The organism is Erythrobacter sp. AP23 (genome assembly GCF_001542855.1).
Classification (GTDB): Bacteria; Pseudomonadota; Alphaproteobacteria; order Sphingomonadales; family Sphingomonadaceae; genus Qipengyuania.
In genome coordinates, this window is sequence record NZ_LNBY01000015.1 from 121998 (window position 1) to 136568 (window position 14571).

At 64.9% G+C, this 14571-nt stretch carries 16 protein-coding genes; 10 read left to right on the forward strand and 6 right to left on the reverse strand.

All coding sequences use genetic code 11. The annotated features are described in order from the left end of the window. Positions 1-11 precede the first annotated feature (11 nt). The 7 genes from ASS64_RS16660 to ASS64_RS07345 all read left to right on the forward strand — a co-directional run bounded on the left by ASS64_RS16660 (position 12) and on the right by ASS64_RS07345 (position 4407). Positions 12-269: an RNA-binding S4 domain-containing protein gene (locus tag ASS64_RS16660; RefSeq protein ID WP_067692046.1), complete on the forward strand. Its 258-nt coding sequence runs from the start codon at positions 12-14 to the stop codon at positions 267-269. 52 nt (positions 270-321) lie between these two features. Then, positions 322-660: a ferredoxin FdxA gene (gene fdxA, locus ASS64_RS07320; protein WP_067692049.1), complete on the forward strand. Its 339-nt coding sequence runs from the start codon at positions 322-324 to the stop codon at positions 658-660. Positions 661-672: 12 nt separating this feature from the next. Then, positions 673-1455, forward strand: a complete 783-nt coding sequence (locus tag ASS64_RS07325; protein ID WP_067692052.1) for a YihY/virulence factor BrkB family protein — start codon at positions 673-675, stop codon at positions 1453-1455. 226 nt (positions 1456-1681) lie between these two features. Continuing rightward, positions 1682-2215: a CarD family transcriptional regulator gene (locus tag ASS64_RS07330; RefSeq protein ID WP_050601467.1), complete on the forward strand. Its 534-nt coding sequence runs from the start codon at positions 1682-1684 to the stop codon at positions 2213-2215. A gap of 159 nt (positions 2216-2374) precedes the next feature. After that, positions 2375-3112 (forward strand): head GIN domain-containing protein, encoded by a 738-nt coding sequence (locus tag ASS64_RS07335; RefSeq protein WP_067692055.1) that lies wholly within the window; start codon positions 2375-2377, stop codon positions 3110-3112. A 134-nt stretch (positions 3113-3246) separates the two neighbouring features. Continuing rightward, positions 3247-4023, forward strand: a complete 777-nt coding sequence (locus tag ASS64_RS07340; RefSeq protein WP_067692058.1) for a head GIN domain-containing protein — start codon at positions 3247-3249, stop codon at positions 4021-4023. Positions 4024-4077: 54 nt separating this feature from the next. Next, the gene (locus ASS64_RS07345) at positions 4078-4407 is read left to right on the forward strand and encodes a hypothetical protein (protein ID WP_067692062.1); all 330 of its coding nucleotides are present in this window, start codon (positions 4078-4080) and stop codon (positions 4405-4407) included. On the opposite strand, the gene ASS64_RS07350 is transcribed toward ASS64_RS07345, so the two are convergent. Continuing rightward, on the reverse strand, positions 4404-5333 hold the full coding sequence (locus ASS64_RS07350) for an L-threonylcarbamoyladenylate synthase (RefSeq protein WP_067692065.1): 930 nt from the start codon (positions 5331-5333) through the stop codon (positions 4404-4406). The genes ASS64_RS07345 and ASS64_RS07350 overlap by 4 nt on opposite strands. Before the next feature lie 46 nt (positions 5334-5379). Between ASS64_RS07350 and ASS64_RS07355 the strand changes: the two genes are divergently transcribed. Then, positions 5380-7119 (forward strand): acyl-CoA dehydrogenase, encoded by a 1740-nt coding sequence (locus tag ASS64_RS07355; protein WP_067692068.1) that lies wholly within the window; start codon positions 5380-5382, stop codon positions 7117-7119. A 1-nt stretch (position 7120) separates the two neighbouring features. On the opposite strand, the gene ASS64_RS07360 is transcribed toward ASS64_RS07355, so the two are convergent. Then, complete coding sequence (locus tag ASS64_RS07360; protein ID WP_067692071.1) at positions 7121-8581, reverse strand: sorbosone dehydrogenase family protein; 1461 nt, start codon at positions 8579-8581, stop codon at positions 7121-7123. Between the two features lie 78 nt (positions 8582-8659). On the opposite strand from ASS64_RS07360, the gene ASS64_RS07365 reads away from it, so the two are divergent. Both ASS64_RS07365 and ASS64_RS07370 read left to right on the forward strand, forming a co-directional pair. Continuing rightward, the gene (locus ASS64_RS07365) at positions 8660-9142 is read left to right on the forward strand and encodes a GAF domain-containing protein (RefSeq protein WP_067692074.1); all 483 of its coding nucleotides are present in this window, start codon (positions 8660-8662) and stop codon (positions 9140-9142) included. 123 nt (positions 9143-9265) lie between these two features. After that, positions 9266-10249, forward strand: coding sequence for a glycine zipper 2TM domain-containing protein (locus ASS64_RS07370; RefSeq protein WP_067692078.1), 984 nt, complete (start codon positions 9266-9268; stop codon positions 10247-10249). Positions 10250-10304: 55 nt separating this feature from the next. Here ASS64_RS07370 and ASS64_RS07375 read toward each other — a convergent pair whose 3' ends face one another. The 4 genes from ASS64_RS07375 to mnmG are packed head-to-tail and all read right to left on the reverse strand — an operon-like array spanning position 10305 to position 14531. Beyond that, on the reverse strand, positions 10305-11270 hold the full coding sequence (locus ASS64_RS07375; protein WP_067692081.1) for a ParB/RepB/Spo0J family partition protein: 966 nt from the start codon (positions 11268-11270) through the stop codon (positions 10305-10307). Next, positions 11267-12058, reverse strand: a complete 792-nt coding sequence (locus tag ASS64_RS07380) for a ParA family protein (protein WP_067692083.1) — start codon at positions 12056-12058, stop codon at positions 11267-11269. Before ASS64_RS07380 ends, ASS64_RS07375 begins: the two co-directional genes overlap by 4 nt. After that, complete coding sequence (rsmG, locus tag ASS64_RS07385; RefSeq protein ID WP_067692086.1) at positions 12055-12684, reverse strand: 16S rRNA (guanine(527)-N(7))-methyltransferase RsmG; 630 nt, start codon at positions 12682-12684, stop codon at positions 12055-12057. The genes ASS64_RS07380 and rsmG overlap by 4 nt, the downstream gene beginning before the upstream one ends. After that, on the reverse strand, positions 12681-14531 hold the full coding sequence (gene mnmG, locus ASS64_RS07390) for a tRNA uridine-5-carboxymethylaminomethyl(34) synthesis enzyme MnmG (protein ID WP_067692089.1): 1851 nt from the start codon (positions 14529-14531) through the stop codon (positions 12681-12683). The genes rsmG and mnmG overlap by 4 nt, the downstream gene beginning before the upstream one ends. Positions 14532-14571: the final 40 nt, after the last annotated feature.

A 14571-nucleotide genomic window follows, 5' to 3' on the forward strand; every position in this document is an offset into this window, starting at 1 on the left:
GTCGTGCCCGCGTGAGGATCGACCGGCTGCTGTGCTACCTGCGCTTCGTGTGCACCCGCAGCGCGGCCCATCGGCTGGTCGAACAGGGCCATATCCGCCGCAATGGCGAGCGCGTGAAACGCTGCTCGCGCGGCATTGCCGCGGGCGACATCCTCACCCTGCCGCTCGGCAATTCGGTCAAGCTGGTCGAAATCCTGCGTCTCCCGAAGCGCCGCGGTCCGCCGCGCGAAGCACAAGCCTGCTATCGGGAGCTTGACCCCAACGGATAATCCGCCCTAGCAGCGCGGATCAGGGAAACACTTCGCGAGGATTACGCTACCCATGACCTATGTCGTCACCGACGCCTGCATCAAATGCAAGTACACCGACTGCGTCGAGGTCTGTCCGGTCGACTGTTTCTACGAGGGCGAGAACATGCTCGTCATCAATCCCAGCGAGTGTATCGACTGCGGCGTTTGCGAACCTGAATGCCCCGCTGAGGCGATTCTCCCCGATACCGAGGATGGGCTTGAAAAATGGCTCGAGCTGAACACCAAGTTCAGCGCCGAATGGCCCAACATCACCCAGTCTAAGGAACCGCCCGCCGATGCGGACGAGCACAAGGACGAAGAGGGCAAGTTCGAGAAGTTCTTCTCGCCCGAACCCGGCGAAGGCGACTGATCGCTCGCCTGGGTGGTCGTCGATCTCAAGAGAGCGTGGCAGCGCGGCGCCGAAGACAATATCGGCATCGTTGCGGCAGGCATCGCGCATTATGCCCTGCTAGCCCTCGTCCCCGCGCTCGCTGCGCTGGTCCTGTCCTACGGGCTGATCGCAGAACCTTCGACCGTTGCCGGGCATGTGACAGTGCTGGCCGAGAAGCTACCCCCTTCGGCTGCCGAACTAATCGCCAGCCAGCTGGAGTCCGTTGCGAGCGGGGCAGCGGGTGCGCAAGGGCTCGGCCTGGCGGCATCGCTGGGGATCGCCCTCTTCGGGGCGCGCAACGGGGCTCGATCGCTGATGACCGGGCTGAACATCGTATTCCATGCAGACGAGCCCCGCGGTTTCATCAAGGCTAATCTCGTGGCGGTGGCGATTACCGGAGCGGGTCTTTCAGGCTTGATCATGGCAGGCATTGGAAGCGCTGCTCTGGCGAGCCTCGATGGAGCGATCGGGGGAATCGCAAGCCTCGCTTTCCTCTTTGCGATTGCCGTTCTGGGCGCGGGCCTGCTGTACCGATTCGCGCCCAATGCACCTCGTCCGCCATGGGCGGCAATCTGGCCTGGGGCTTTCGTCTTCGCGGTGTGCTGGTTGGCGGCAACCGGCGCTTTCGCTTTTTATGCCGCCAATTTCGGCAGCTATAACGCGACTTACGGTGCTTTGGGCGCTGTTCTCGCATTGATCACCTGGTTTTGGGCGACCGGCTTCCTCTTGCTGTTCGGCGCATTGATTGCGGCGCTGCGCGACAGCTCGAACTAGTGGCTTGCTTGCGCGAGCGCGCAGATTCGCAATTTTCTTACAGCTGTGTTATATAATGCAACAACTGCACCGGTTTGCTCCCGGGCAGGTGTGAGAATTGAAAGGGCAGGCCACCAGCACACGTCACATTCGGTACCAGACCGCACTCCCGCTTGGGGATTGCGGCCGAGGCTTTCCGTGACGCTGCTGACCACCCCGGCCGGGCCCGGACGAAAGGATAGATTGCATGGCAAGCAAGGCTGATGCCTTCGACGTTGGCGATTACGTTGTTTACCCCAAGCACGGTGTCGGCCGTGTCATCGAACTGCAGAGCGAGGAAATCGCCGGCATGCAGCTCGACCTCTATGTCCTCCGCTTCGAAAAGGAACGCATGACGCTGCGCGTTCCGGTGAACAAGGTCGAATCGATCGGCATGCGCAAGCTGTCGAGCGACAAGACGCTCAAGGAAGCGATGGAAACCCTCAAGGGCAAGCCCAAGGTCAAGCGGACCATGTGGAGCCGCCGCGCGCAGGAATACGAAGCAAAGATCAACTCGGGCGAAATCGTCCTGATCGCAGAAGTGACCCGCGACCTGTTCCGCCCGGACGACCAGCCCGAACAGAGCTATTCGGAGCGCCAGATCTTCGAAGCGGCTTCGAGCCGGCTCGCCCGCGAACTTGCGGCGATGGAGAAGACCGACGAGCCGACCGCGCTGGAAAAGATCCTCGATGTGCTGCGCGAACACGCGCCGCAATATTACGAGAACACCGAGGACGCGTAAGCGCTTCGCGTTTCCCGAGACACGGGAGGGGGTGCCGCAAGGCGCCCCCTTTTTTGTGCATGCCGGCGATTCCATGAAACGATTACACTTGTCGACGAACGCGCTCGACTTGTGCTCGGCATGGTGGGAAGCATGCGTCCATCAATCGGGAGAACCGCCATGTTTCGTATCCTTGCCGCCTGCTCGCTCGGCCTCGCCGCCGCAACCGCAATGCCCGCCATCCACGCCCATCCGCAAGAGGAATGGCGGTCCTCCCTCGACGATGGCGAGCGTATCTCCGCATCCTGGGCCGCAACGGGTCGCTTCGAGCAGGTCACGCTGGCCAGCCGCGACAATGTCGCGATCACCCGCGGCGATCGCTGGCGCGTGAGGGCCAGCGGCAGTCCCGACGTGCTCGCCGAACTGCGCTTCAAGATCAAGGACGAGCAATTGGTCATCGGTCGCCGCTGGCGCGAGGACCCGGTCGATGGCATCGCAACCATCCAGGTTACGGCCCCCTCGGTCGACGGCGTCACGCTGGCCGGTTCGGGCAATCTGTCGATCGACCGGATGGATGCCAGCGAAGTGGGCGCCACATTGGCCGGTTCGGGTACGATCGATGTCGGTCGCATCGCAACCAGGCAACTGGCCGCGACGGTCGCCGGGACGGGCAATCTGCGGCTTGCCGGTCGCGCCGAGGATGGGGCCATCACGATCGCCGGAAGCGGGGATATCGACGGCCAGCGGCTGCGCATGGGGCGCGCCACCGTGTCGATCGCCGGTTCGGGCGATGCGCGCTTCAATGCCGATGACAGCGTATCGGCGAGCATCGTCGGGAGCGGCGACGCCGTGGTTTCGGGAACGACCGACTGCACGCAGACGCGGATGGGGTCTGGCCGCCTGACCTGTTCGCGCTGAGTCTGGGCGGCGACTATCGCCGGTCGACCCTGGGGGTCCTGCGAGCCTGCCTCCTGCTGCATAGCCTTGATGATCTATGCCTGCTGTATTATATCAGCAACACGGACTGCCGCAGCTAGAGGAATACCATCGCGATGATCCACCGACTTCTCAAGGGGCTCGCCCCCATTGCCGCCCTTGCCGGCGCCGCGCTCGTTGCCGGGTGCGACGGAATGAACATCCAGATAGGCGACAGTGAAGGCGTGCCTCTGTCCGAGCTCGACATGACCGGTGCCTCGCCGACGAAACTGGTCCTGGCCGGCCCCGACAAGGTCATCGTGACGGAAGGCTCCGATCTCGATATCGCCGTCTCGGGCGATGACGACGCAGTCGATGCGCTGCGCTTCTCGCTCGACGACGAGACACTTGGCATCAGCCGCGAAAAGAACAGCTGGAAGGACCGCGGCACCGCGACAGTGCGCGTGACGATGCCTAGCTTGCGCGCAATCGTTCTGGCCGGATCGGGCGATATCGAAGCACCGTCGATGACCGGCCGGGCGGATGTGACCATTGCCGGGTCGGGAACGGCGGCAGTATCCGCGTTCGATGCCGAATCGCTCGATCTCACGATCGCCGGTTCGGGCGATTTCTCGGCCGGCGGCAAGGTCGAAACGCTCGACTTGACCATCGCCGGATCGGGCAAGGCAGAAATGCCCGACCTCGCCGTCGGCGACGCCGATATCTCGGTGGCCGGATCGGGCGATGCGGAGTTCGCCTCCGACGGCCGCGTCGAGGCCAGCATCATGGGTTCGGGCACGATCACCGTAAACGGTCGCGCGAACTGCACCGTCAATTCGATGGGATCGGGCACGCTCAATTGCCGCGAAGTCAGGGCGGCGACACCGGCGACCCCCGAGGCTCCCGAAGCCTGAATTCATCGACGTTTCACACAAACTGGGCTAGGCGGCGCAGCGAAAGGATCCCGCATGCGTCGCCTAGCCATTTTCGTTCTCCTTCCCGCAGCCGTGATGTTGCCCGGCTGCCTTGCCAAGACGGTGGTCGACGTCGCCACGGCACCCGTAAAGGTCGTCGGCAAGGGCGTGGACCTCGCCACTACCAGCCAGTCCGAAGCCGACGAGAAGCGAGGTCGCGAAATCCGGCGGCGCGAGGCGCGGCTGGCGAAGCTCGAGCGCGATTATGAAAAGCAGCTCGACCGGTGCGAGGACGGCAATCGCCGCGCCTGCGACGAGGCACGCGACACCTATGCCGAGATGCAGCAGATCATTCCGTCGATACCGGTAGAGCCCGAAGACTAATCGGCAGGCGTCGCGGCGCGACGCAGGCGGTCGTTGATCGCGATGCCGATACCCCGTTCCGGAATCGGCGCAATCGCGATGCGCGGCTTGTCCGACCGCGCCCCTTCGTGGAGGCAGGCGTATAGGCGCGCCGCGGCTTCGGCGAGATCGCCGCGCGCCGACAGCGTGCAGTCCCCCTGCACTGAGCCGAACCCGATCATGAAGTCGTCTGGCGCAACTTGCGTCGCGTCGAGGCGCACCGGCTTGCCCGGGGCGTAATGGCTGGCCAGCTGGCCGGGCGCTTCGATCCGCTCGCCGCTGCTTCCACCCGCTTCGAGCGCAATCGGCCCCGGCCGCAGCACTTCGACCGATCCATCGGCGCGCACCGCAGCAATCGTCGATTCGAGCCCCCGTTCACACTCCCCGCCATCGAGCACGGCATCGATCCGCCCGTCGAGCGAAGCCAGCACATGGGCGGGCGAGGTCGGGCTGATAAAGCCGCTGCGATTAGCGGAAGGCGCGGCGATCGGCAGGCCGGTGCTTTCGAGCAGCAAACGCATCGCCGGGTGCGATGGCATCCGCAGCGCCAGCGTGTCGAGCCCCGCGGTCACGGCAGCCGACAACCCGGCATTGCGCCGGCGCGGCAGCACGAGCGTCAGCGGACCGGGCCAGTACCGGGCAGCCAGTTGCTCGGCTTCGGGCGAGATCTCGGCCAGGCTACGCGCCTGCTCGAGCGAGGCGACATGCACAATGAGCGGATTGAAGCTCGGGCGGCCCTTTGCCCGATAGATTCGCGCCACCGCCGCATCGCTATCGGCGCGGGCGGCAAGGCCGTAGACCGTTTCGGTCGGCACGGCCACAAGGCCGTCGTCGCGCAGGATCTGCGCGGCGCGGGCGATGCCACCTTCATCGACGTCGAGCGTTTCCGTAGCGTATTTGCCGCTCATGCCCGCGCGCTATATCTGGGGGCGCACAAAGCCAAGAGGAATAGACGTGACCTACACCCCCGCCACTCAGGACCAGCTGCTCGCCATCCGCGTCAACGCCGGGATCGAGGAACTGGCGAGAAGCGAGAAATTCGCCGCCGCCGAACCCGACATGGTCGAGGCGATCGTTGGCGGAATCGGCGAATTCGCCGCAGGTGAATGGGCACCGCTCAACCGCGTCGGCGATCTCGAAGGAGCAAAGCTGAAAAATGGCTTGGTGCGTCTGCCGGACGGATTTGCGGAAGCTTACGCCCATTATGTCGAGCAGGGCTGGAATGCGATCTCCGGCCCGGTCGAATTCGGCGGCCAGGGCCTGCCCTTCACGCTCTCGTGCAATGTACTCGAAAACCTCGGCACCGCGAACATGGCCTTCAACCTGTTGCCGATGCTGAGTGTCGGGGCGATCGAGTCGCTCGAACACCACGGCTCGAGGGAGCTGCAGGAGAAATACCTTCCCAAACTGGTCAGCGGCGAATGGTCGGGGACGATGAACCTGACCGAACCGCAGGCCGGATCGGACGTCGGCGCGCTGCGCACCACGGCAGAGCCGATCGCCGAGGGCGAGCACGCGGGCAAGTACCGCATCAAGGGCCAGAAGATCTACATCACCTGGGGCGAGCACGAGCTGTCGAAGAACATCATTCACCTCGTTCTCGCGCGGCTCCCCGACGCGCCCGAGGGCAGTCGCGGAATATCGCTCTTCATCGTACCCAAATATCACGTGAAGGAAGATGGCTCCCCCGGCCCGCGCAACGACTTGCGCTGCGTCAGCATCGAGCACAAGCTCGGCATCAATGCCTCGCCGACCTGCGTGATGAGTTATGGCGACAATGACGATTGCATCGGCGAACTGGTCGGAGCAGAAAACCGCGGCCTGATGGCAATGTTCACCATGATGAACAATGCGCGCATCAACGTCGGCAATCAGGGCGTCCAGATTGGCGAACGCGCGACGCAGCAGGCGCAGCTTTATGCCAGGGATCGCATCCAGTCGGCACGCGCGGGCTCGCCGGACAAGGCGCCGGTCGCGATCCTCGAGCATCCCGACGTGCGCCGCATGCTGCTGCGCATGCGTGCCCTCACCGAAGGCGCGCGGGCGCTGCTCTACTACACCGCCGGCCAGGTCGATCGCGGCACCTTGGGCGATGCCGCGGCACGCGCGCGCGGCGAAGTGCTCACCCCTCTGATCAAGGCCTGGGGCACCGATATCGGGATCGAAGTCGCCAGCCTGGGCGTGCAGGTCCATGGCGGCATGGGCTTCGTCGAGGAAACCGGCGCGGCGCAGCACTGGCGCGATTCGCGCATCGCCCCGATCTATGAAGGCACCAATGGCATCCAGGCCGCCGACCTCGTCACACGCAAGCTCGGGCTCGATGGCGGCGAGGCGCTGAGCGCGCTGATCGCCGATATCGCGCGCGACGCCGGTGAACACCCCACGCTCGCCGCACTTGTCGCCGATTGCCAAGCGGTGGCCAACTGGATGCGTGAGGAGGCGAGCCTCGACGATCGCCTCGCCGGATCGGTGCCGTTCTGCACGATGCTCGCTGTCTCGGTCGCCGGATGGCAGTTGCTGCGCCAATTGCGCGCGATCGAGGCGGGCGACGCGCCCGGCCTTGCGGCAAGCAAGTCGGCCAGCGCGCGCTTCTTCCTCGACCGGATCGTTCCCGAAGCCTCGGGGCTGAAGGCTGCGGCCACGGCCGGGGCCGAACCGCTCTACGCGCTCTCGGCCGACCAGCTGGTCGGATAGGCTATTCGGCGGTTACGCGACGCGCGTAATCGTCTTCTCCGAAAGTCGCTTCCTGCCCGCGAAGCTCGCGCCGGGCGGGAAGCCGGTTGCCGGTCACTCTGTCGATCCCGGCCTGCGCCTCTGCGTCGGGGGCAACCACGCGCCAGATGATCCCGGCGGTGTCGTCGGAGACCAGCAAGGACCCGTCGCCCGCCCATTCGACCCAGGTCGGGCGTCCGCGCGTCGTGCCGTCGTCCTTGAGGAAGCCGGTCAGTACGGGCAGCGGCTTGCCAGTCGGATTGCCGCGCTCGTCGAAGGCGACATAGACCACGTCGTAGCCCGACGGCGGCTTGCGATTCCATGAGCCGTGCTGTGCGATGAAGGCGCCGCTGGAGAAGCGCTCGCCCATCCTGGCACCTTCGCGGCTGAACACCAGGCCGAGCGCGGCGACATGCGGGCCGAGCGCATATTCGGGCGTGCGGACATAGTTGATGAATTGCGGGATCGGATACTCCACCCGACGGTCGAAATTGTCGCCGAAATAGACCCAGGGCCAGCCGTAATGCGCGCCGACTGGGACATTGGTGAGGTAATCGGGCACGAGGTCCGAGCCGAGCATGTCGCGCTCGTTCACCGTCGTCCACAGCTCGCCCGACCAGGGGCTGAAATCCATGCCGTTGGCATTGCGCAAACCCGCGCCGAAAACCCGCTGGCGACCGCTTTGGAGATCGATCTCCCAGATGAGCGCCCGCCCCTCCTCGATCTCCATACCGTCTTCGCCGATGTTCGATTTCGAACCCACGGCGGCATAGAGCCGGTCGCCATCGGGTTGCAGCGCCAGATTGCGCATCCAGTGGCCTGTGCCGTGAGCGAGATCGGCGATCTTGCGCCCCTCGCCGCTCAGCTCGGTGGAACCGAGCTCGTAATCGAAGGCCAGCACTTCGTCGTGATTGGCGATATAAAGCGTGTCGTCGCCCCAGGCGATGCCCGAGGGCGAATCGAGATCGTCGCGGAGCACGAAGCGGCCCTCCGCGATCCCGTCGCCATCCGCATCGCGCAGCAGCACTATCTGGTTGGCGCTGTCACCGCCTGCGCCCGCCTTGCGGAACAGGAAGCCGGCGACGAGATCGCGCAGCCAGTTGCTCTCGCCGGTCTGGATCTTGGGCGATTGGGTCAGCGCGACGAGGATATCGCCATTGGGCAGCGCCTGCAGTGTGCGCGGATGGTCGAGCCCCTCGGCGAAGCGATTCACGGCAAGCCCTTCTGCCGCAACCGGCACCTCGCCTTCGGCCCAGCCGACCGGTTCGGCGATCGCGACAGTCGGGAAGCTTTCCTCGGCGGGTTCGTCGAGCGTCGGGTCGGTCCCGACCGTTTCCTCGAAGGCGACATCGGCGGTATCGCCGCGGGTGAGGAAATAGCCAGCGACGAGGACCACCAGCAGGATGACGAGGAGCGCGGTGCCCAGCTTCTTGAGAATACCCATGGGCAGCGGAGATAAGCGAGCCCGGCCCCGCGAGCAATGGGGCTTGAAGAGCGGCTTGCGCGCGCTACATCGCGCGCCATGTTCGATTTTCGTCCCGAACCCGGCACCCCCAAGCCCGAAGCCTATCGCCAGCTGCTCGACGCGGCCGAGGCGCTGACGGCGGGCGAGCCCGATGGAGTGGCCAACATGGCCAACATCGCTGCCTTGCTGTGGGACTTCCTGCCCGAACTCAACTGGTCGGGATTCTACCGCGTAATCGAGGGCGAGCTGGTACTCGGCCCGTTCGTGGGCCGGCCCGCCTGTATAAGGATCCCGATGGGCCAGGGCGTGTGCGGCGTGGCCGCGAAAGAGGGCACCACGCAGCTGGTTGAGGACGTGCATGCCTTTCCCGGCCATATCGCCTGCGACGCGGTCACCAATTCCGAATTGGTCGTCCCCATCCTGCGCGACGGCAAGGCGATCGCGGTGATCGATCTCGACAGCCCGGCCAAGGCACGCTTCGACCGCGAAGATGCGGACGGGATCGAAGCGCTCGCCCGGATGCTGTCGGACCGGATCTGAGCGTGCCTGCCCCATAGCGGTACATGGCGTGCACCGTTTTTGCGCTCGGCGCGACAGATGCCTACACTGGTCGGGTAATTGCGCGCCGGCGTTTTGCCGAGTCGCTTGCAGGGAGCCCGTTCCATGATCCTTCGTACCGCCCTCGCGCTGACCGCTTCCAGCTTTGCCCTCCAGGCGGGCGTTGCCGTGGCCCAGGAAACCATGTCCTATGAAACAGGGCAGTACGAATACGCGCAGCCCAGCCCCGAACTTGACGACGATGTCGTCACCGAAACGGCGACCGATGCGACTTCGACGACCGACACGGTAAGCGCGGCACGATCCATCCCGCCGCGCCCGCAAACCCCGGTCTTCGTCAGCAGTCCGACGATACAGTCGATCGATCCTTCGAATCCGGTCTATTACAGCTCCGAAACGCCGGCGACTCAACCGGCACCGGCCACGCGGACCATCCCGGCCCGCGCCGCCACGACCCCGGTGCAGACAGTGCAGCCGACCTATATCTACGTCCGGCAGCCGCCCCAGGTGATCTACGCCTATCCGACTCCGGTGGTCTATGCACAGCCCCCCGCCGGCGCGGCGCGGGTGATCTATCCCAACGCGCCGACCCAGGCTCCGGTACCTCCCGTGCAGTACGGCTATGGCTATCAGGCGGGATATGCCGGGGCTCCGGCCTATCTTCCCGCCGGGGCCCAAGTCGTTGCCTTCGACAGAAACGCCTGGCTCGAGGAATGCCGCGCGCGCCTCGACACATATGAGAGCGACAGCGACCGCGGCGAAGTGATCGGGGCGCTGATCGGCGGCGTTGCGGGCGGCGTGCTCGGCAATCGGATCGCGGGCAGCGGCAACCGGACCGCCGGGACGTTGATCGGCGCAGGTGCGGGCGCGCTGGCCGGAATGGCGGCGGGCGATGCGATCGAGGACGGCAACCGTCGGCGGACCGACAGCTACAGCCAGTGCCAGGCCTATCTCGACGACTACATGCGGAAGGCAACCGCCAGCGCCGGGACGGTACAATACAGCCAACCCGGGCAATATATGCTGGTACCGGTGACGGTGGCCGTTCCCCAACGCGCCGTCTATCGCGACGGAACGCCCGTCAACTGACCTGGCCGAGTGCGGCAGTCATGATCGGTTAGGCCGCCGATGTGGCCAGCCCGTGCTAGATATCGCCGCCCGTAAGCCTTTGACAAATAAGGTCTAATTGGTCGAGCGTGCGGTAGCGGATGGTAACGCTGCCCGTGTTCGGCGTCGTGTCGGTGGTGATCTTCACCGGCATGCCGAGAAATTCCTCGAGATGACCCTGCACCGCAGCGATATCGGCATTGTCTTCCTGCGGCGTCGGCGCGCGCGGCGCACTTTCTGACGGTGAACTGCTACGCTTCTGGCGCGTGAGCGCCTCCATCTCGCGGACCGACAAACCTTCGGAAACCGCTTTACGCGCAAGCTCTTCGGCACCCTCCCGGCCGATAAGCGCGCGGGCGTGGCCCATGGAAAGCGAGCCGTCGGCGAGGAGGGCAAGCACCGTATCGGGAAGTGCCAGAAGGCGCTGGAAATTCGCCACATGGCTGCGCGACTTGTCGACCAGCTTGGCGATCTCCGCCTGTGTCATTCCTTCGTCGTCGGAAAGCTTCTGGTAGGCGCGCGCTTCTTCGACCGGATTGAGGTCCTCGCGCTGGAGATTCTCGATCAGGGCCAGAGCCATCACTTCGCGCTGGTCGAGATCGCGCACAAGCGCTGGAATTTCGTGCAGCCGCGCTTTCTGTGCCGCGCGCCAGCGACGTTCGCCGGCGACGAGGCGATAGCGACCCTGACCCAGTGGCGACACGATGATCGGCTGGATTACACCGCGCGCCGCGATCGAGGAGGCGAGCGATTCGAGCGAATCCTCGTCGAAATGGCTACGGGGCTGGCCCGGCAACGGTTCGATATCCGCGACCGGGATCGATGCGAGGCCTTCCGGCGAAGATGCGTGCGGCGAAGGGACGTCCGCCCCGGACTGCGTGGCACCGCCGCTTGCCGATCGCACCAGCGGCTCTTCGCGACGCGTTTCTCCCAAAAGGGCACCCAGCCCCTTGCCGAGCTTCTTCTTGCGGTCGATCGTCTTGGCTGCTGGATTGTCGCTCATGCCGCTTTCCTCTTTTCGGGCAGTCGGCCGATCAGCTCGCGCGCAAGCCCGATATAGGCGCGGCTGCCGGGGCAATTGTGGTCGTAGACCAGCGCCGGCATGCCGTGGCTGGGCGCCTCGGACAGGCGGACGTTGCGGGGAATGACGTTTTCGAACACCAGATTGCCGAGGCAATCGCGGACGTCGTCGGCGACCTGGTCGGTCAGGCGGTTACGGCGGTCGAACATGGTCAACACCACGCCGACTATGCCGAGATCCTGGTTGAAGCCTTGTTGTACGCGTTCGACCGTCTGAAGAAGCTGACTGAGACCTTCCAGTGCGAAGAATTCGCATTGCAGCGGCACCATCAGCGTATCGGCTGCGCATAGCGCATTGAGCGTGAGCAGGCCGAGCGACGGCGGGCAGTCGATAAAGCAGACGTCGTAGCCTGCGAAGCTCCCCCGCGCCTTCTCAGATAGCGCATCGGTCAAGCGGGCGGTCCGGTCATCGACCGAAACCAGCTCCACTTCCGCGCCCGAGAGGTCCTGCGTCGCCGGGACAATGTCGAGGCCGGGAATCTCGGTCGCCTGTGCGCATTCCGCTAGCGACGCCTGGTCGAGCAACAGGTCGTAGCTCGTATTCTCGCGATCCGCCCCCGCGACACCGAGGCCAGTCGAAGCGTTGCCCTGCGGATCGAGATCGATCAGCAGCGTCTTCCAGCCCGTCGCGGCCATGGCGGTGGCGATGTTGATCGCGGTGGTGGTCTTGCCCACCCCACCCTTCTGATTGGCAATGGCAATCGTGATCATCTGTGTGCGCTCCACTGGCCGCTTCCGACGACGATTCCCGCCTCGGGATCCGTCCGCGATTGTTCCACGTGAAACATGGAGCGGCGATTCTTCGGCAGTCCGGTTACTTCTTGCGATGCCGAACGCCCCTTCGGCAACACCCAGCATGTGGTGCTTGTGGAGAAGCGTGCGGATAAGGTGAGCAAACGTTCGAGCGGCGCAAACGCGCGCGCGGAGATCACGCCCGTATCGAAGCGTTCGACAGATTCGAGTCGCCGGCCTTCGATACGGCACTTCGCAAGTCCCATGAGCTCGGTCGCCCTCGTCAGCCAGTCCACCCTGCGCTTGCGCGATTCGACCAGTACGACCTCCATCTCAGGTCGCATGGCCGCGATTACGAGGCCTGGAAATCCGGCCCCGCTCCCGAGATCGAGCCAGGGACCCTGCGCGTCCCCGCAGAATTCGAGCAATTGGGCAGAATCGGCGATGTGCCGCTGCCAGACCATGTCGAGCGTGGGCTTTGCGACCAGGTTCTGAAGCTGGTTCTCGCGCTTCAGTTCCTCAGCCAATGCCTCGAGCCGCTGAATCGCCGCTGCGTCGCATAGCGAGGCAACATAGGTGCGGGCCTCCTCCTCGGACGCAATCACGCCGCGCGATCCAGCTTGCGCGCGTGGACGAGCAAGGCAGCTAGCGCAGCAGGCGTAATTCCGCGAATTCGCCCCGCCGCCGCTAGCGTCTCGGGTTTCGCCAGAGAGAGACGCTCGATCATCTCATTCGACAGCCCCGGCACCTGCGCAAAGGGGAAGTCGGGCGAGAGGCGCTGCGCCTCGCTCGTGCGCAGATCCGCGAGTTCAGAGCGTTGGCGGGCGAGATACGGTGCATAAAATGCGTCTTCGGCCATCTCCACGGCCAGCGGGTCGGTCGGATCGACACCCTCCATCCACGGCGCGAGCGCGGTTACGTCCGCATGTCCACCGGCAATCCATTCAGACGCTGGCTTGGGTCCAGCATCGCGTTTCACGTGAAACCCTGCGTCAGACAGCGTTTTTGAATGGATCGGCGCATCGAACTGTTGGGTATACGCATGGCGCCGTTCTTGTCGCCGGTTATACCACGTAGCCCGCTCGTCACCGACGATCCCGCACTCTATGCCCAACGGCGTCAGGCGCGTATCGGCATTGCTCGCGCGCAGCCGCAGGCGATATTCGGCGCGCGAGGTCAGCATACGATAGGGCTCGGTGATGCCCTGAAGCGTGAGGTCGTCGAGCATGACCGCGATGTAGGAATTGGCACGGTCGAGCTGAGCCGTCTCCTTGTCGAGAGCCTGCGCCGCGGCATGCATGCCCGCCACCAGGCCCTGCGCGGCCGCCTCTTCATAGCCCGTGGTGCCATTGATCTGGCCGGCACAGAAAAGGCCCGGCAGCGCATGCAGCTCGAGCGACGATGCAAGCGCCCGCGGATCGATATGATCGTATTCGACCGCATAGCCCGGAACCACCATCTCGACGCGCGCGAGCCCGTCCATCTCGCGCAGCATTGCGAGCTGGACGTCGGTCGGCAGCGAGGTCGAAATACCGTTGGGATAAACGAGTTCGGTATCGAGGCCTTCCGGCTCAAGGAAGACCTGGTGCCCCTCCCGGTCGCCGAAACGATGGATCTTGTCTTCGATCGATGGGCAGTAGCGTGGACCCGCCGCTCCGATCGCACCGGAGAACAGCGGTGAACGGTCGAGATTGGCGCGAATGATGTCGTGGGCACGCGCATTGGTCCGGGTGATCGCGCAGAACACCTGCGGGTTCGCACGAGACCCGGTCAGCGAACTCATCGTCCACCATTCGTCGTCCGAGGGCTGTTCTTCCAGCGCTCCCCAGTCGATGGTACGCCCATCGAGCCGCGGGGGCGTCCCCGTCTTGAGGCGCCCCATCGGGAGGTCGGCATCGCGCATCTGCGAAGCGAGACGATGTGCCGCGCCCTCGCCTATCCGCCCGCCGGTGAAACGCTCCTCACCACGGAACAGAACACCGCCTAGGAATGTCCCGGTGCACAGGATCACGGCTTGTGCATGCAGAGCGGTTCCATCGGCCAGATCGAGCCCCGTCACGCGGCCGCCCTCAAGGCGCAAAGCGGCGACTTCGCCTGCGACCAGAGTGAGCGAATCCTGGTGGCGGACCATCTGCTGCACCGCGCGATGAAAAAGGCGACGATCGGCCTGCACGCGCGGACCCCAGACAGCACTTCCCTTCGACCGGTTGAGCATCCGGTAGTGGATCGCCGCAGCATCCGCTGCCCGGCCTATCACGCCATCGAGTGCGTCAACCTCGCGGACGAGATGGCCCTTGCCCAATCCGCCGATGGCCGGGTTGCAGCTCATCGCGCCGATCGTCTCGAGATCGAGGGTCACGAGGCCAGTGCGCGCGCCCATGCGGGCGGCCGCGCAGGCCGCCTCGACCCCGGCATGGCCGCCGCCGACTACAAGAACATCGAATTCGCGCATTGGACGCGCCCTTTAGCTTCCACCCGGATTCGCGTCAAAG